Consider the following 15,864-nt stretch of genomic DNA (forward strand, 5'->3'; position numbering starts at 1 on the left):
GCCCCTACCACAACGGCCGCACCGAGGGCGTCAACACCCGAACCAAACGGATCATGAGACAGATGCACGGCCGAGCCGGGTTCCCCCTGCTCCGCCACCGCATCCTCCTCCAATGATTACTACGCAGCGTTACCGCCGATTACGGGCCAGAGCCGTTCGTTTGACAGACCCGAAGCCGGCGGACTGGTCGAGGTGAAACGGCGAGCCCGCGTGAGTGGGCATCCAACCCCGTCGTAGAGCGGATGCAATGGCATTGGCGACATCGGAGGGCAGTACCGGGTTACCCAGGCCCCCGAGCCAGTTGCTGAGGTGAGGCTGGTTCGTGGTGACGACGAGAGTCGTCCCAGGAGCATTCGCATGCTCCACGGCGTAAGTGCACGGCGACCAGCACAGTGCCTGGCTGTAGGTGGGTCTGCGTCGCAGCCGCCAGCGGTAGGCCGTGCCGTCGACGACTATGCGCCGTGCTCCCTTGCGTCCCAGTGCCATGCCTGTCCCTTCGACCCCAGGATGCTAGCGAGCCCAACTCGACGGAGGAGCAGTGCGATTTCGGGCCGCCTCTGGGCTATCCAGGATCACCCGACTCCGGCCGCCAACGACAGAAGCCCACGGCATCCGAACTGGTCGGAGTCGTGGGCTTCTTCCGGCCCGCCGGTCAGCGGGAGCGGTGATCAGTAGACCGGCTGTCCAGGCGGTGACCGCGGCTGGTCGCAACGCGGAGCGTGTCCCGTAGAGCTCCGGTCAGGTCCTTCGTCAGGAGTCGCAGGTCGTCGGGGTCCGTCTCGGCCTGGGCGAGGATGTCTAACGCTTGGTCCAGGAGGTCGGTTGCCATGCCGAGTCGCACTGACTCGATGTTGTCTGCCAGGCGGGACATGTGGCCGCCGTTGTCGTCGGTGCTGAGGAAGCACGGCTTGCCGTCGGGGCCCGTCCAGGGGAGGAGCCGCAGTTCGTTTGACGTCGTCATGCTTCCGCGGGCCTCCCGTCGATCATGTGGTGAGTGGTGAACACAGCGTCGGCGCGGTCCCCCGGTAGCACCAGGAGGGCCGCCTCGACCACGCGTCCAGCGACGTCGGTCGTCTGGCGGGTGATGGCGAGGACTGCCAGGGCGGAGCTGATCCGGAGCGTGGATGCCTCCTCCGGTGTCGGGAGGCGGACGCTGATCTCCTCCCGGACTTCAGCCAGCGGCGGGCGAAGTTCCATCAGGCCCGTCACGATCTCCTCGTACGGGAGTGACTCGCGGAGTGCGGCGGCCGGCGCCAGGTCGCAAGGGACGTAGATGCGGGCCAGGCTGTGAGGCCCCTCGCCCTCATGGCCGAGACAGAGGATCTCCGTCAGAGGACTGCCGGTCGGCATCTTCAGCAGGGCCGCGAGATGCCCGCGGGCCCTGACTTTGGTGGTGCGGACGCTGACGCTCAGGGGCGCTAGATCCACGATGTGCGTGTCCGGTGTCCGGCCCCCTCCCACGTACGTGATCCTGCGGACCGGACGGCGAATGAAGTTCCCCTTGCCGTGGACCTTCTCGACGAGGCCTTCCGCCTGGAGCACGGCGAGGGCGTTCCGCAGTGTCGGTGTGCTCACCGTGTACTGGGCGGCCAAGTGCGCCTCAGAGGGCAGGCGGTCGCCGGGCTTGAGCCGACCGGTGACGATCCGGTCCCGGAGGTCATCGGCGATGGTGTCGCGTCGCGAGGGCATGGGCTGGATCACCGCCTCTTACTCGCACGAGCCGCAGGGCCACGAGCCGGGTCATCGTGTGGATGGTCAGCAACTCACCCGAGTCGAAGACGAGTCGCTTCGCTCCGCCGGGCAGTTGGAAGAGGTCGCTCACCCGGCACTGCTGGCCTCCGACCTGGATGATGTCGCCGCGCTGCACGCTGGCCGAGGTGATCTCGACAGGGGAAAGCACCGCGCCACCGAGTGCCGTTACCTTCACCGTGCCGCCTCCGTCGGTACGGGGCACCTGGCGATCGTGTGGCACGAGCAGTCGCAGGCTTCGTAGATCACTGGCACATCGACCGGCGCGGTGGCCGGGGACGACTCCGCGCAGGCGTGGTGCGTGCCGATCCGGCACGAGGTTGACCGGTAGGAGTCAGGCCCCGGCACGTGAGGCTGTTGGCGGGGCGGCATCAGTGGTCACCTGCCGAGGCGTACCAGGGAGCGGCGAGGGGGGCGCAGCTCACGGGCGCCGAGCGGTGCTGTGCGCGGGCCTCACTGGCCAGGACGTACGGGCGGACGAGCGCCGTTTCCTCCCCCACGAGAAGGCCCGTGTGCTCGCGGTGTCGGCGCAGGAACAGCACCGCACCGTGGGCGACTTCAGGGGAAGCGGCCACGGGCCGCACAGGCGTTGCGGAGCGGCGGTGCCGGCCCTTGTAGAGGTACCGCTCCCTGAGGTGCGAGACGGTACGGCGGATACGATTGAGCACGGTGTTCAGCTCCTATCGCTGATGGCCCGGTCCCCCGACATCGCCCGTCGCGGGGACCGTTTTGTGTAAGACCGCCCAGAGGGTGCGGTCGTTCGAACTGGTGGCGAGGAGGCCGAAGCGGTCAGCCGTAGCCACTGCCTCCAGGACCTCCCGCCATGACTCGGCGGAGAGTGGTTCCGACACCTCCGCCTCGATGGCCGTGCAGTCGTCGTGCTCCTTCACGCGCGTGGCGAGCCCGACGGCCGATAACCGGGCTGCGATGGCCTCCGCGCGCACCTTGGAAGCAGGCACAGGGCAGCCCTCCGGTTAGCGGCGATCACTTTGAGTGAAGCTAGTTAACTAGATTAGAGCTAGTGGACTAGATTTTCCATATGCCTGAGCAACCGCCCTATCTCCGCATCGCCGACGAGCTTCGGCGGCGGATCGCGGAGCACGAGTGGGAGCCGGGGGACCGACTGCCCTCCCGCGCCCAGATCGGCCAGGAGTACGGCGTCGGCGACAACGTGGTGCGCCGGGCACAGGAGTTGCTGATCTCCCAAGGGATGCTGGAAGGCCGCGCCGGTTCCGGCACCTACGTCGCCGAGCCCAGGCAACGCGTACGGGTGGTCCGGTCGTCGGCGCGCGAGCAGCCCAGCGGTTCGCCGTTCCGCGCGGACATGAAGGCCGTGGGCAGGCAAGGCGACTGGGAGAGCCGGACCGAGGCCAAGGTCCCGGCACCGGCGGAGATTGCCACGCGTCTGGGCATTGCCGAAGGTGAGCCGTGCGTCCGGACCGCGTACGAGTTCCTCGCCGACGGCAGGCCGGTGCAGCTGTCGACGAGCTGGGAGCCGTACGACCTCACCGCCGGCACGCTCGTCGTCCTCCCCGAGGGAGGGCCGCACGCCGGGACAGGGGTCGTGAACCGCATGGCGGAGATCGGCATCACCATCAGCCACGCCGTGGAGCAGCCCGAGCCCCGGCAGGCGACCGCCGAGGAGACATCACTCCTCGGCGTCCAGAAGGGCGCGCTCGTCACACACATCCGTCGGACGTACTACAGCGATGAGGGGCGGCCCGTGGAGACCGCGGACATTGTGGTGCCCGCCGCACTCTGCGAGATCGTCTACGAGATTCCGATCAACCGGTAGCCGGTGCAGCCGGCCCGCATTGCATCAGTCCGCGTCGGGTCGGCCGCCCTCATGCTTCCTGCGTGTGCGTCGCTGTCCACCAGACCGTGAGGCGATCCGCTAGCCCGTCCACGCCGTAGGGCTGACTCAGGCCGAAATGGTCGGTCAGTTCGTGATGCAGAAAGCCACGCAACTCAGCTCGGTCGGCGCCGTTCCGGAGCCGGTTGAGGAGCGGAGCGATGAGGCAGTCGTACTCGTCCTCCACCAAGTCGGCGACGCCGATCGGATCCCACTCGTTGAGCAGGTGTCGTAGCCCGTCGTGCGCGTCCGCTGCTGTCATGGCGGCAGGATGTCACGCCCGGGGCGTCATCCCTGTCGGGCCGTCTCTGGGCCGTGCGAGGGAGCCCGAGGGCACTCGACGGCGACCGACGGCGACAGGAGACGTGCTCTAGCCGTCAGCGAAAGCCCAGGTCGGAGGCCCCGGACCATACGGGTTTCCCCCAAGGGGTGGCGGTCGGGCAAGATGGGGTGTATCTGCCCACTGCCTGATCAAGCTGCCGGACGGTTTCTCTTGGCTGAGTACATTTACACCATGCGCAAGGCGCGCAAGGCGCACGGCGACAAGGTGATCCTTGACGACGTCACCCTGAGCTTCCTGCCCGGCGCGAAGATCGGTGTGGTCGGACCGAACGGCGCCGGCAAGTCGACCGTTCTGAAGATCATGGCGGGGCTGGAGCAGCCGTCGAACGGTGACGCGTTCCTGTCGCCGGGCTACACGGTGGGCATCCTGCTGCAGGAGCCCCCGCTGAACGAGGAGAAGACCGTCCTGGAGAACGTCCAGGAGGGTGTCGCCGAGGTCAAGGGCAAGCTCGACCGGTTCAACGAGATCGCCGAGCAGATGGCGACCGACTACTCGGACGCGCTCCTCGAGGAGATGGGCAAGCTCCAGGAGGAGCTGGACCACGCCAACGCCTGGGACCTCGACGCGCAGCTGGAGCAGGCCATGGACGCGCTGGGCTGCCCGCCCGGCGACTGGCCCGTCGTGAACCTCTCCGGTGGTGAGAAGCGGCGCGTCGCCCTGTGCAAACTGCTGCTCGAGGCGCCCGACCTGCTGCTGCTCGACGAGCCCACCAACCACCTCGACGCCGAGTCGGTGAACTGGCTGGAGCAGCACCTCGCCAAGTACGAGGGCACCGTCGTGGCCGTGACCCACGACCGGTACTTCCTGGACAACGTCGCCGGCTGGATCTGCGAGGTCGACCGCGGCCGCCTGCACGGCTACGAGGGCAACTACTCCAAGTACCTGGAGACCAAGGCCACCCGCCTCAAGGTCGAGGGCCAGAAGGACGCCAAGCGGCAGAAGCGCCTCAAGGACGAGCTGGACTGGGTGCGGTCCAACGCCAAGGGGCGGCAGGCCAAGTCCAAGGCCCGTCTGGCGCGGTACGAGGAGATGGCCGCCGAGGCCGACAAGATGCGCAAGCTGGACTTCGAGGAGATCCAGATCCCGCCGGGCCCGCGCCTGGGCAACGTCGTCGTCGAGGTGAACAACCTCAGCAAGGCCTTCGGCGAGAAGGTCCTCATCGACGACCTCAGCTTCACCCTGCCGCGCAACGGGATCGTCGGCGTCATCGGACCCAACGGCGCGGGCAAGACGACGCTCTTCAAGATGATCCAGGGCTTCGAGGAGCCGGACTCCGGCAGCATCAAGGTCGGCGACACCGTCAAGATCTCCTACGTCGACCAGAGCCGCGAGCACATCGACCCGAAGAAGACGCTGTGGGCCGTCGTCTCGGACGAGCTGGACTACATCAACGTCGGGCAGGTCGAGATGCCCTCCCGCGCCTACGTCTCCGCCTTCGGGTTCAAGGGGCCGGACCAGCAGAAGGCGGCCGGGGTGCTCTCCGGCGGTGAGCGCAACCGGCTGAACCTCGCGCTCACCCTCAAACAGGGCGGCAACCTGCTCCTGCTCGACGAGCCGACCAACGACCTCGACGTCGAGACGCTCGGCAGCCTCGAGAACGCGCTGCTGGAGTTCCCCGGGTGCGCCGTGGTCGTCTCCCACGACCGGTGGTTCCTCGACCGCGTCGCCACCCACATCCTCGCCTACGAGGGCGAGTCCAAGTGGTTCTGGTTCGAGGGCAACTTCGAGTCGTACGAGAAGAACAAGGTCGAGCGGCTCGGTGCGGACGCCGCCCGCCCGCACCGCGCCACCTACAAGAAGCTGACCCGGGGCTGATCTTGCGGCACATCTACCGCTGCCCACTGCGCTGGGCGGACATGGACGCGTACGGCCACGTCAACAACGTGGTCTTCCTCCGCTACCTGGAGGAGGCCCGTATCGACTTCCTGTTCCGCCCGGAGAAGGACTTCAAGCAGGGGTCCGTGGTGGCACGCCATGAGATCGACTACAAGCGGCAGCTCGTGCACCGGCACCACCCGGTCGACATCGAGCTGTGGGTCACGGAGATCAGGGCCGCCTCCTTCACACTCACCTACGAGGTCAAGGACGGCGACGAGGTCTACGTCCGCGCCTCGACGGTGATCGTGCCGTTCGACTTCGAGGCCCAGCGGCCCCGCCGGATCACCGCCGAGGAACGGGAGTTCCTCGCGGAGTACACGGACGACAAGGAGGAGGCCGTCGCCGCATGACGGTGCTCCACCTGGCCGACCGGGGGGAGGCCGCGGATCTCGCGGCCTTCCTGTCCCGCCTGCTCCACTACGACCGTTCGGCCGCGGTGCGCCTCCAGGCGGCCGGTACGGCCCTCGCCGTCTTCGGGCGGCCGCCCTCCTTCGAGGTGCTGGCCGTGCGCGCGGTACGCCTGGCCAAGCCCTACGAGAACGGGCTCGACGTCACGCTGGACGTGACCGTGTCCGCCGGTGAGCTGCTGGAGACGGTGGACGAGCGGGCGGTGACCGCCGGTGTCCCGGGTGCGGTGACCGGGCCGCCGTGGGCCGGGGTGCTGCCCCCGCGCGGTGGCTGGCGGGCCGAGCCGGGACTGCCCGCCCCGGACGCCCTGCGCGCTCTGGTCTCCGCCGCGGTGGCGGAGTTCCGTACGCGTACGGGGGAGCTGGCACCCGAGGCCCGTACCCGGGCCGAGCTGGACCGGATCGGGCGGGAGATATGGTCCCGGACGGTCGGGGACACCGGGCTGCCGGTGCGGGCCGTGCACGCGGCCCAGTCCCTCGGCTTCCTGCGGCCGCCCGGAGCGCCGGGCTCCCGCGAGGACGCGCCGAAGCTGTTCTCCTCCGGTCCGTGGCTGCGGCTGCGCACGCCTTTCGGATCCGTCGCCCTGCGGCGGGCGGGCGCCGGGGCCCTGGGCATCAGCGTGCGCTGAGCCCGCGCCTGCTGACGCCCGGGAGGGGCCCGGCCGCTCAGGGGTGCGTTTCGCTGTCGTCCGGGCGTACGGCGATGTGGTCCGACTCCAGTTCCAGGGCGACGCGGTCGCGCATGCCGAGGGCCGCGGTGTAGTCGGCGGGCAGCTGGAGCCGGCCGGCGCGGTCGAGCATGGCGTACTCGCGGGCCACCACCGTCTCGTGGCCGGTCTCGGCGTCCACCTCGCTGCGGCGCAGGACCTCCGTGGAGGTGCGGCCGTCGCGGATGGCGACGGTGCGGCGGACCTCCCCGGCCACCGCCTGGTCGTGGGTGACGATGACGATGGTGGTGCCCAGGTGCTCGTTGGCGGTGCGGAAGGCGGCGAAGATCTGTCCCGCGGTGTGGGAGTCCAGTTCGCCCGTCGGCTCGTCGGCGAGCAGGACCGAGGGGGCGCCCGCGAGGGCCACGGCGATGGCGACCCGCTGCTGCTGCCCGCCGGACATCTGCCGCGGTCGGCGGTCGCGGCAGTCGGCGACGCCCATCAGGTCCAGGAGCTCCAGCGCGCGCTCGGCACGCGCCGCCCGGCGTCCGCCGGTGCCGGCCAACTGCATGGGCAGCGCCACGTTCTGGGCGGCCGTCAGGTAGGGCATGAGGTTCCGGGACGTCTGCTGCCACACGAACCCGACCACCGCGCGGCGGTAGGCCAGACGGTCCTTCGCCGTCATCGTGAGCAGATCGCGCCCCGCGACCCGGGCCGCCCCGGCGGTCGGCGTGTCCAGGCCGGCCAGGATGTTCATCAGCGTGGACTTGCCGCTGCCCGAGGCGCCGACCAGCGCCATCAGCTCACCCTCACGGACCAGCAGGTCGAGACCCTGCAGGGCCTGCACCTCCACCCCGCCCGCGCTGAAGATCCGGACCAGGCGGTCGCAGGTGATCAGGGCGTCGTGCCCGTAGGCGGGGCGGTCCCGGGACGCGGTGGCGCGGTCTGCCAGGTCGGCGAGGGTGGGGTCGCTCGTCATCGGGGTCTCCTCCATGTCTGAGCGCGGCGGCCTTCCGCCGTGGTCGTCGTCGGCGGCTTCCGCGGCCGCCCCTCGCGGCTCACCGCGCGTCGCCCGCCCGGAGTTCCGCCACCGCCCCGCGTCGGCCCGACCACCACGCCTGGAGCGCCGCCACCCCCACCGCGAGGACCAGCACCGCCACCGCCGGGACGGCCAGCGACCACGGGTCGGTGCGCAGCTCCGCGCGCCCCACCGGGGACGTCGTCGACGACAGGGCGATGGTCGTCAGGTCGATGCCGGGAGAGAGGAGCCGGACGGCCGCCCACCCGGTCAGGACGCCGCCCAGCGTGGCGGGCAGGGCCTGGGGGAGGGACTCCAGGACGAGCAGGCGGCGGCCCTGGGCGCGGGTGAGGCCCATGGTGCGCAGCCGGGCCAGGAGGGCGGCGCGCTCGGGCGCGGTGCCCGCGAGGGACAGCAGCAGGGCCAGGGCCGCGTAACCGGCGCCGGCGGCCACGGCGGCCGCGTAGATGTGCTCCGCGCCGGACTGCAGCGGCGAGTCCACGTACCTGCCGCGCTCCACGGAGCGCAGACGGAGGGTGCCGACGCCGTCCGCGGCCCGGCGCAGCGTGCCCGCGTCCAGGTCGTCGCCGGTCAGCAGCAGTACGTTCGGGCGGGCGGCCCGGTCGGACAGCCCGGCCCGGTCCACGACGAGGAAGTCGTCGCCGTTCACGGCCGGGGTGTGGTCGCGGACCAGCACGATCCGCAGCGTGGCGACGCTGCCGTCGGCCAGGCGCAACGGGAACGCTCCGCTGCCGAACCGTTCGGCGACCGCCGGGGAGGCCAGCGCCGGCAGTACGGCGTCCGCGGAGCCGCCCTGGGCGCCGTCCGGCCGCGTCAGCCTCCCTGCGGGGAACGCGCCGAGGCCCGTCCGCGCCGCCAGCGCCGCGTAGGCACCGGGGTCCACACCCGCGACCGGCAGCGTCTGGCGGCCGTTCTCCGTCCTGGCCTGGTAGTCGACACCAACCCCGGTGATCTCCCGTACCCCGGACGCCTTCCCGAGACGGTCGGCGAGGTCGGAGGGCAGCGCGTCGGCGGCCTCCACCCGGGCGTCGGCGCCGACGGCGAACAGCGCCGCCCGGTCGCGGGCACCGGCCACGCCGCTGAGCACCGAACCGCCGAACGCCGCCACGGTGAACGCGGTCAGCAGCGCGAGCAGGGGCAGCACGGCGGAGGCGGAGGTACGGCCGGCCCGGGCCAGCGCGAGATGACCGACGGCGCCCCGCAAGCGCCGGGCCGGCCGGGCCAGCCCGCGCAGCGGCAGCGGGTACAGGCGCACCAGCACCAGCGCGGCGATCACCCCGACCAGTACCGGCGCCAGCGCCACCAGGCCGCCGGAGCCCTCCGTCGCCCCGCGTCGGCGCAGCATCTCGACGGCGCCCAGCGCGAGGACCACGACCGTCAGTTCGGCGACCGTACGGCGCCGGGACACCCGCGGCGACGCCACGTCCCGTCGGCCGTCGTGGACGCGTACGGAGCGGTGTGCGACGGCGGCCCGCAGCGGCAGCGCGAGGCAGGCCACGGCGGTCACCGCGACGGCGGCCCAGAGCGCGGGAAGGAGCCGGGCGCCGGGCAGCGCGAGCAGCGCCACGCCGAACCCGAGCCCGCCCGCGGGCACGGCCACGACCGCCGTCTCGGCCAGCAGCCGCCCCACCAGTCCCCGTACGGAGACGCCACGGGCCCGCAGCAGGGCCAGTTCGGCCCGGCGCCGGTCGGTGGCCAGGCCGCCCGCCATCAGCAGGACGACGGCGGCGACCGTGCCCGCGCCCGACGCGGCGACGACGACCAGCGGGCCGACGTCGCCGCGGAGCCGCCCGTACGTGGTGAAGACGTCGTCGAGGCCGGTCGTGACGTCCGTCAGGGGGCCGACCGTCCAGTGCAGCCGCTCAAGGCCGGGGCCGGACTCCAGGGCGGCCACGGCGGAGGCGAGTGTGTCGAGGTCGCGGCTGTGCAGCGTGTCCGGGTCGGGTGTCAGGTGCCAGTAGCGGACCACGGGGGTCGAGCCGAGCAGCGCGGGGCCCGCCCCGGGGGCGAGCAGCAGGCCGCCGACCCAGTAGGTGGGGCTGGGCGCGCCGGGCGGTCCCGGCGTGCGCCGCAGGGAGGGCGTGCGCAGCACGGAGTCGACGGACCAGTAGGCGCTGCCGGGCCGTTCGGGCGTGACGATGCCGGTGACGCGGACGGTGAGCGCGCGCTCCGCCGGCACATGGATGACCGAGCCCGCCTCGATGTGCAGCGTGCGGGCCGTCTCCTCGGTCACCGCGGCCTCCACCTCGGTGGTCGAGGTGCTCGTCCGCCCGCCGGTGACCTCGGGCAGCCGGCCGGAGCGCAGCCGGGCGTGGCCGGCGAGACCCTGCGGGGCGGCGAGGACCAGCTCCGCGGGCAGCCCGTCGGGCCGGGGCAGCCACTTGTCCGACGCGGGCAGGCTGCCGACGACGCGGACGCCGTAGGAGGACTGCTCCTCCTCGACGGCGAGCGGGCGTTCGAGGGTGTCGAGGACGGACTGGTAGGCGCTGGTGAGGCGCTCGGGCCGGACGCTGTCCTCGGCGGCCGCGAGCCCTTCCCCGGGGTCGGGACTCGCGTACACCAGGACACTGCTCTCGTCGGCCGGGGCCCGCTCGACGGCCTGGCGCAGACCGTCGTCCGTGTACCGGTCGAGCGCCCGGGGGAAGGCGGCGGCCAGGCACGAGGTCAGCGCCACCAGCACCGCCAGCGCGACGGCGGCGCCGGGGGCGGTCCGCAGCCGGGTGCGTACCCAGGGGGCGGTCACGGCCTTCACCGTCCGGCACCTCCGTGCTCCTTGAGGGTCACCGTCGTATCCGTGCGGCGCCGCGCCAGTGCCGCCGTGACCAGCAGGGGTACGACGGCCATGCCGGCCACCAGCAGGGCGATCCGGTCACCCGGCAGGGTCACGTGCACGTCCGGCACGGGCCGGGTGGCCTGCGGGGTCAGTACGGTCAGCGGGATCACCGCCCGGGTCAGGACCGCGCCCAGGGCGGCGCCGGTCAGCAGCGCCAGGCCGGTCAGCACACCCTGCTCGACGGCGACCGCGCGGGCCAGCCGGCGGCGCGAGGCGCCCAGGGCACGCAGTACGGAGAACTCGGTGCCCCGCTCGCGCAGCGATCCGGCGGCGCTCACCGCGAAGCCGACCGCCGCCAGTGCCGCCGCCACCAGGGTCGCCGCGGCGAACGCGGCGCCCGGACCGGCGCCGAACGGGTCGTCACGCAGCCGCTCGGCGGCCTCGTCGCGCACCAGCACCTGGGCCGGTGCCGTGTCCGGGAACGCCCGCAGACCCCGCGCGGCCTCCTCGGTCCTCCCCGGCTCGGGCCGCAGCCACCACTCGGTGGGCGCGACGGCGGTGCCGTACTCGCTGTCCAACACCCCGTTCACCGCCCGCAGGTCCACCAGCAGCGCCCCGCCGGACCGCGCCGGGTCGGTCTCGGGCGCGGTGCTCGGCAGCTCGCGCACGGAGTGCGTGATCCGCACCGGTACGTCGTGGCCGCCGATCAGCACCGTGACGCGCTGTCCGGTGCGGGCGCCCGCGGAGGCGAGGAAACGGTCGGTGGCGACGGCGGTCACCTGGGCGGGCCCGGGCTGCGCGACCCGCAGCCGCACGGTCAGCGTGGTGATCGCCGAGTTGTCCGAGCGGCCCGTGCGGTATACGACGGCGAGCGGCTTCCCGTCCAGTACGCGCGGCGTCGACGGGGCACCCACCGCGCCCGGTGCGAGCGATGCCGGTGCCAGCTCCGTCCCGGCCGTCCAGGCGCCGGGCAGCGGTATGCGCCCTGCGGTCCCGTCGGCGGCCGTGGCGGTCACCTGCCGTACGGTCAGGCGGTGTTCCTCCCCCCGGCCCGTGGGTTGCACCACCTTGGACTCGACGCCGGTCAGGGTGAACGGTCCGCCGGAGACGTCCGTGGCGAGGGTGTGCTCCCGGCCGTCGGCGGTCAGCGACCCGGCCGCCAGCCGGTACGGGGTGCCCCAGCGGTCCTCGACGGTGACCGCCACCTCCGCCGACCGCGCTTCGCCGGAGGACGGGCCGGGCGACGGCCCGGAGGTCGGCCCGGAGGTCGGGTCGGGGGTCGGGGCGGAGGTCGGCCCGGAGGTCGGGCCGGGGGGCGGGCCGGGGGTCGGAGTGGCGTCCGGAGCGGCGTCCGGGACGGTCAGGGTCGCCGTCAGTGCCAGCCGGGCCGTGCCCGCCGGGATCTTCGCGCCCTTCGACGACCGCCCGGGCGCCATTCCGGACAGCAGCCGGCGCGGCGACTCGTCCGCCAGGTCGGGCCGCATCAGCATCAGGCCCGCCGCGTGCGAGGTGTCCAGCGCGAGCACCGTCGCCGTGCGGTCCCCGGACAGCGAGACCGCGGACCGGGCCGCGGGGGCGACCTCCCGTACGCCGCTGACGCCCGCGATCCGGCCGGTGCGGCCCGGCTCCGCCGTGCCGGAGGCCTGCACCCGTATCGGCGCTCCCGTGCGGAAGTCGGCCTGGTCGTCCTGCGAACGGGACCAGGAGGCGCCCTGGCCGATGGCCATCGTGCCGAGCGCCACGGCGAGCACCAGCAGCAGCACGGGCCCCGCCCCGCGCATCGGACGCCGGCTCAGCTGCCAGCCGGCCAGCGCCGCGGCCAGCCCGCGCCCGCTCGCCGCCCGGCGCTCCGCGAGCCGCGCCACCAGCGGCAGCAACCGCAGCGCCAGCACCGTCCCGGCCAGCAGTGCCAGCGCGGGCGTCGCCACGAACAGCGGATCGATCCCGAGGGTGCCCGCTTCCCCGGCCTCGCCCGTCCCGTCGGCGGAGGTCTGCCGGTCCAACTGCCGGTAGGCGAGGCCGGCGACCACCAGCAGGCCCACGTCCGCGCCGGCGCGCAGCCAGCTCGGCAACGCCCGGTTCCGGACGCGCACCTCCGGTGCGAGGGTCAGCGCGGGCAGCGTCACGGCCGCCGTGCAGCCGAGGGCCGCGACCGCCGCCACCAGCCACACCGTGCCGCTGCCGCCGGCCGTCGGCTCCCAGCCCAGCCCGATCCGGGCCAGTGCCCCCTGCCCGGCCAGCAACCGGATCAGCGGCCCGGCCAGCAGCGGCGCGCAGATCAGCGCGGGCACGGCCAGCAGCAACGCCTCCAGCGCGGACCCCGCCGCCAACCGGGCCCGGGAGGCGCCACGCGCCCGCAGCAGCCGCAGCTCGCCCGCGCGCTCCACGCTGAGCAGCCGCGCCACCAGCAGCAACGCGCCGCCCGCGAGCAGGACGAGTTGCAGCGCGATGACGAGGAGGACGGAGCGGGAGACGGTCAGCGAGCGGTCGAGACGGTCCAGCACCGTGGGCAGTCCGGTCGACGCCGTGGTGGCGTCGCTGAGCGCCGGCCGCGCGCGAAGCCACGCCACACCGTCCCGCGCCGCCTCCCGCAGGGCGTCGGTCCGTCCGGTCGACAGCGACGAGTAGTCCGCCGTCACCAGCCACCCGGACGTCCCCGCGCTGACCCGGCCGCCGCTCAGCGCACCGGGCGGGGCGAGCAGCGGCCCGTAGGTCGTGAACCCGCCCTCCTTGACGCCGCGCCCGTCCAGGTCGTCGAGGCGCCAGTACGGTGACCCGCTGTCGACCGGCCGGTACAGGCCGCTCACCACGATCCGGACGGCCGGGCCGTCGAGCCGGTCGGTGAGGGTGAGCCGGTCGCCCGGACGGACGCCGAGGCGCTCGGCGGCGGCCACGGGCACCGCCACCTCGACCGTCCCACCGGCCGGTCCGTCGCGGCCGCCGTCGCCGCCGCTCCCCTCCACGTCCACGTCCACGTCCGCGTTCTCGTCCCCGTCCCCGCCCCGGGGCATTCGGCCCTCGTCGATTCGGACCCGCGACGGGTCGAGCGCCGCGAAGAACGTCAGATCGGGGTCGCCGGACCGCTCGGCCGGGGGCCGCAGGGAGCCCGGCAGCGCGTACGGACCCGAGCGCACCAGGGTCCGTACCGTGCGCGGCAGCCCGTCGAAGGTTCTCGCGGCACCCTCGCGCACGGCGGCGTCGGCGGCCGGCCGCTGGGTCGCCGGTACGTCCGCCTTCACGATCAGCGCGGCGTCCGCCCCGGTGCGCGACTCGGCGAGGGCGTGCCGCAGGGCCGCGTCGCCGATGGCGCCCGAGTAGGCGGTCAGGGTGGCCAGCACCGTGGTCGTCAGCAGGACGGTGAGCAGGGCGGCGGCCAGCAGCAGGCGGTGCGCCCGCGCACGCAGCAGCACGAACCCGACCAGCCCCCCGTACCCCGCCACACGGCCCCCGCCCTTGTTGTCCAGACCTCTCCCGGATGGTGTCAGAGGAGCAGGTACGGAAGTAAGCGCCTGGGACCTGGACTTGACCGGATCGTGACCGGAATCCGGCGTCGGATGACCGGAATGCGGCCGTCACCCTACCCGGTCATGCAGGGACGTGGAAGATCCGGTCATGGGTCGGTCCGGGTCCCCGGGTACCGGGATCAACCAGGGGTGTTGATCATCGAGGCCGCCGCGTACGTCAGGTACTTCCACAGCGTCTGCTCGTGCTCCTCGGACAGGCCCAGCTCGTCGAGGGCGACCCGCATGTGCTTCAGCCACGCGTCGTGCGCGGCCCGGTCGACGACGAAGGGGGCGTGCCGCATCCGCAGCCGCGGATGGCCGCGGTTGTCGCTGTACGTCGTCGGGCCGCCCCAGTACTGCATGAGGAACAGCGCGAAGCGGTTCTCGGCCGGTCCCAGGTCGTCCTCGGGGTACATCGGCCGCAGGATCGGGTCCTCGGCCACCCCCCGGTAGAAACGGTGGACGAGCTTGCGGAAGGTCTCCTCCCCGCCGACCTGCTCGTAGAAGGTCTGCTCCTGAAGCGTGCCGCGCCGAATCTCGTTCACGCCGTCCATGGTCTCAGACACGGGGACATAGGACTCAAGACCTAGGACCCGCCCATAACTCCCCGGGACACCCGGGACACCCGGGACACCCGGGACACCCGGGGCCGCGTCGGGCCCCCGGCCCGTCGGCCGGCGGGCCCGTACTGTGGAGGCATGGGCGGGTACGAGGACCTGGACAGCCTCGCCGCCTCCGCGCGGGCGGAGCTGGTGCGGGAGATCGAGCTGAGCGGTGCCTGGACGGCCGACCCGGTGTGGCGGGAGGCGTTCCGGGCGGTCCCGCGCCACCTCTTCGTGCCGTACTACTACGTCGGCGTCCGGGGCGGCTACGAACGCCGGTGGGGCGAGGCCCCCGACCGGGGCGCCCGCGAGCGCTGGGTGCGCGGCGCGTACGCCGACGCCCCGCTGGCGACCCGGATGCGCGACGGCGAACTGCTCTCCTCCAGCAGCCAGCCCTCGCTGATGGCGATGATGCTGGTGGCACTGGACGTGCGGGACGGCGACCGGATCCTGGAGATCGGCGCCGGCACCGGCTACAACGCCGCCCTGCTCGCCCACCGGCTCGGCGACGGCGGTCTGGTCACCACCGTCGACCTGGACCCCGAGATCACCGAGTCGGCCCGCCGGCACCTGGCCGACGCCGGGTACCACCCGGCCGTCGTCACCGGCGACGGCGCCCGCGGCGTTCCCGAACGCGCCCCCTACGACCGGATCGTCGCCACCTGCACGCTGCCCTCGGTGCCCCGCGCCTGGCTGGCCCAGTGCCGCCCCGGCGGCCGGATCCTGACCCCGCTCGCCACCGGCCTCGTCGTCCTCACCGTCCGCGACGCCGGACACGCGGAGGGGCGCTTCCTGCGCACCCCCGCGTACTTCGTACCGCTGCGGGGCGCGGCCCGCTCCGAGCCGGACACGCCGGGCCTGGGCGGAGTGCCGCGCCGGGCCCGGGAGGACGACCTGTTCCGCTTCCTGCTGGCGCTGAGCCGGGGCGGCCTCGACCCGCAGGAGGCGTACGCCCTGTGGGACCGCGAGGACGCCCCGCGCCGCGAGCGCTACGGCATCACCGTCAGCGGCGAACGGGCCTGGGCGTGGCTGGACGACCCCGAAGGCCCGTACGCCTGGCCGTTCGCCTGA

Annotated in this window: 16 protein-coding genes; 5 read left to right on the forward strand and 11 right to left on the reverse strand. The window is 73.2% G+C overall.

The genetic code is table 11. From position 1 onward, the window contains the following. Positions 1 to 129: 129 nt before the first annotated feature. The 6 genes from ACGFYH_RS00005 to ACGFYH_RS00030 form a co-directional block, all read right to left on the reverse strand. Positions 130 to 486, reverse strand: coding sequence for a hypothetical protein (locus tag ACGFYH_RS00005; protein ID WP_393800831.1), 357 nt, complete (start codon positions 484 to 486; stop codon positions 130 to 132). Between the two features lie 166 nt (positions 487 to 652). Beyond that, entirely contained in the window at positions 653 to 961 is a 309-nt protein-coding gene (locus ACGFYH_RS00010) for a hypothetical protein (RefSeq protein WP_393800832.1), read from the reverse strand. Then, positions 958 to 1,689 (reverse strand): GntR family transcriptional regulator, encoded by a 732-nt coding sequence (locus ACGFYH_RS00015; protein WP_393800833.1) that lies wholly within the window; start codon positions 1,687 to 1,689, stop codon positions 958 to 960. The genes ACGFYH_RS00010 and ACGFYH_RS00015 overlap by 4 nt, the downstream gene beginning before the upstream one ends. After that, a complete protein-coding gene (locus ACGFYH_RS00020) occupies positions 1,658 to 1,927 on the reverse strand; it encodes a hypothetical protein (RefSeq protein ID WP_163089021.1) in 270 nt (89 codons plus the stop codon). The genes ACGFYH_RS00015 and ACGFYH_RS00020 overlap by 32 nt, the downstream gene beginning before the upstream one ends. Positions 1,928 to 2,120: 193 nt before the next feature. Then, the gene (locus tag ACGFYH_RS00025) at positions 2,121 to 2,417 is read right to left on the reverse strand and encodes a hypothetical protein (protein WP_393800834.1); all 297 of its coding nucleotides are present in this window, start codon (positions 2,415 to 2,417) and stop codon (positions 2,121 to 2,123) included. 12 nt (positions 2,418 to 2,429) lie between these two features. Continuing rightward, a complete protein-coding gene (locus ACGFYH_RS00030) occupies positions 2,430 to 2,708 on the reverse strand; it encodes a hypothetical protein (protein ID WP_393800835.1) in 279 nt (92 codons plus the stop codon). 80 nt (positions 2,709 to 2,788) lie between these two features. On the opposite strand from ACGFYH_RS00030, the gene ACGFYH_RS00035 reads away from it, so the two are divergent. Beyond that, positions 2,789 to 3,544, forward strand: coding sequence for a GntR family transcriptional regulator (locus ACGFYH_RS00035; RefSeq protein ID WP_393800836.1), 756 nt, complete (start codon positions 2,789 to 2,791; stop codon positions 3,542 to 3,544). 49 nt (positions 3,545 to 3,593) lie between these two features. On the opposite strand, the gene ACGFYH_RS00040 is transcribed toward ACGFYH_RS00035, so the two are convergent. After that, a complete protein-coding gene (locus ACGFYH_RS00040; protein WP_393800837.1) occupies positions 3,594 to 3,863 on the reverse strand; it encodes a hypothetical protein in 270 nt (89 codons plus the stop codon). A 231-nt stretch (positions 3,864 to 4,094) separates the two neighbouring features. Between ACGFYH_RS00040 and ettA the strand changes: the two genes are divergently transcribed. The 3 genes from ettA to ACGFYH_RS00055 are packed head-to-tail and all read left to right on the forward strand — an operon-like array spanning position 4,095 to position 6,858. Beyond that, positions 4,095 to 5,759 (forward strand): energy-dependent translational throttle protein EttA, encoded by a 1,665-nt coding sequence (ettA, locus tag ACGFYH_RS00045; protein WP_393800838.1) that lies wholly within the window; start codon positions 4,095 to 4,097, stop codon positions 5,757 to 5,759. A 2-nt stretch (positions 5,760 to 5,761) separates the two neighbouring features. Then, positions 5,762 to 6,172, forward strand: coding sequence for an acyl-CoA thioesterase (locus ACGFYH_RS00050; protein WP_393800839.1), 411 nt, complete (start codon positions 5,762 to 5,764; stop codon positions 6,170 to 6,172). Next, positions 6,169 to 6,858, forward strand: a complete 690-nt coding sequence (locus tag ACGFYH_RS00055) for a hypothetical protein (RefSeq protein WP_393800840.1) — start codon at positions 6,169 to 6,171, stop codon at positions 6,856 to 6,858. The genes ACGFYH_RS00050 and ACGFYH_RS00055 overlap by 4 nt, the downstream gene beginning before the upstream one ends. 37 nt (positions 6,859 to 6,895) lie before the next feature. Here ACGFYH_RS00055 and ACGFYH_RS00060 read toward each other — a convergent pair whose 3' ends face one another. The 4 genes from ACGFYH_RS00060 to ACGFYH_RS00075 all read right to left on the reverse strand — a co-directional run bounded on the left by ACGFYH_RS00060 (position 6,896) and on the right by ACGFYH_RS00075 (position 14,745). After that, on the reverse strand, positions 6,896 to 7,855 hold the full coding sequence (locus ACGFYH_RS00060; protein ID WP_393800841.1) for an ABC transporter ATP-binding protein: 960 nt from the start codon (positions 7,853 to 7,855) through the stop codon (positions 6,896 to 6,898). A 79-nt stretch (positions 7,856 to 7,934) separates the two neighbouring features. Beyond that, positions 7,935 to 10,658 (reverse strand): FtsX-like permease family protein, encoded by a 2,724-nt coding sequence (locus ACGFYH_RS00065; RefSeq protein WP_393800842.1) that lies wholly within the window; start codon positions 10,656 to 10,658, stop codon positions 7,935 to 7,937. Positions 10,659 to 10,663: 5 nt separating this feature from the next. Then, positions 10,664 to 14,128: an FtsX-like permease family protein gene (locus tag ACGFYH_RS00070; protein ID WP_393800843.1), complete on the reverse strand. Its 3,465-nt coding sequence runs from the start codon at positions 14,126 to 14,128 to the stop codon at positions 10,664 to 10,666. Positions 14,129 to 14,331: 203 nt separating this feature from the next. Next, positions 14,332 to 14,745, reverse strand: coding sequence for a globin (locus tag ACGFYH_RS00075; protein WP_393801494.1), 414 nt, complete (start codon positions 14,743 to 14,745; stop codon positions 14,332 to 14,334). A gap of 144 nt (positions 14,746 to 14,889) precedes the next feature. On the opposite strand from ACGFYH_RS00075, the gene ACGFYH_RS00080 reads away from it, so the two are divergent. Further along, positions 14,890 to 15,864 (forward strand): methyltransferase domain-containing protein, encoded by a 975-nt coding sequence (locus ACGFYH_RS00080; protein WP_393800844.1) that lies wholly within the window; start codon positions 14,890 to 14,892, stop codon positions 15,862 to 15,864.

Origin of the sequence: Streptomyces sp. NPDC048392, from assembly GCF_043200575.1 — a bacterium.
Classification (GTDB): domain Bacteria; phylum Actinomycetota; class Actinomycetes; order Streptomycetales; family Streptomycetaceae; genus Streptomyces.

What these genes read in the sequence shown, in the direction of transcription:
- ACGFYH_RS00060 (WP_393800841.1), bottom strand. Translation starts at nt 7,855, where the DNA reads ATGACGAGCGACCCCACCCTCGCCGACCTGGCAGACCGCGCCACCGCG.
- ACGFYH_RS00010 (WP_393800832.1), bottom strand. Translation starts at nt 961, where the DNA reads ATGACGACGTCAAACGAACTGCGGCTCCTCCCCTGGACGGGCCCCGAC.
- ACGFYH_RS00080 (WP_393800844.1), top strand. Translation starts at nt 14,890, where the DNA reads ATGGGCGGGTACGAGGACCTGGACAGCCTCGCCGCCTCCGCGCGGGCG.
- ACGFYH_RS00035 (WP_393800836.1), top strand. Translation starts at nt 2,789, where the DNA reads ATGCCTGAGCAACCGCCCTATCTCCGCATCGCCGACGAGCTTCGGCGG.
- ACGFYH_RS00075 (WP_393801494.1), bottom strand. Translation starts at nt 14,745, where the DNA reads ATGGACGGCGTGAACGAGATTCGGCGCGGCACGCTTCAGGAGCAGACC.
- ACGFYH_RS00040 (WP_393800837.1), bottom strand. Translation starts at nt 3,863, where the DNA reads ATGACAGCAGCGGACGCGCACGACGGGCTACGACACCTGCTCAACGAG.
- ACGFYH_RS00005 (WP_393800831.1), bottom strand. Translation starts at nt 486, where the DNA reads ATGGCACTGGGACGCAAGGGAGCACGGCGCATAGTCGTCGACGGCACG.
- ACGFYH_RS00055 (WP_393800840.1), top strand. Translation starts at nt 6,169, where the DNA reads ATGACGGTGCTCCACCTGGCCGACCGGGGGGAGGCCGCGGATCTCGCG.
- ACGFYH_RS00015 (WP_393800833.1), bottom strand. Translation starts at nt 1,689, where the DNA reads ATGCCCTCGCGACGCGACACCATCGCCGATGACCTCCGGGACCGGATC.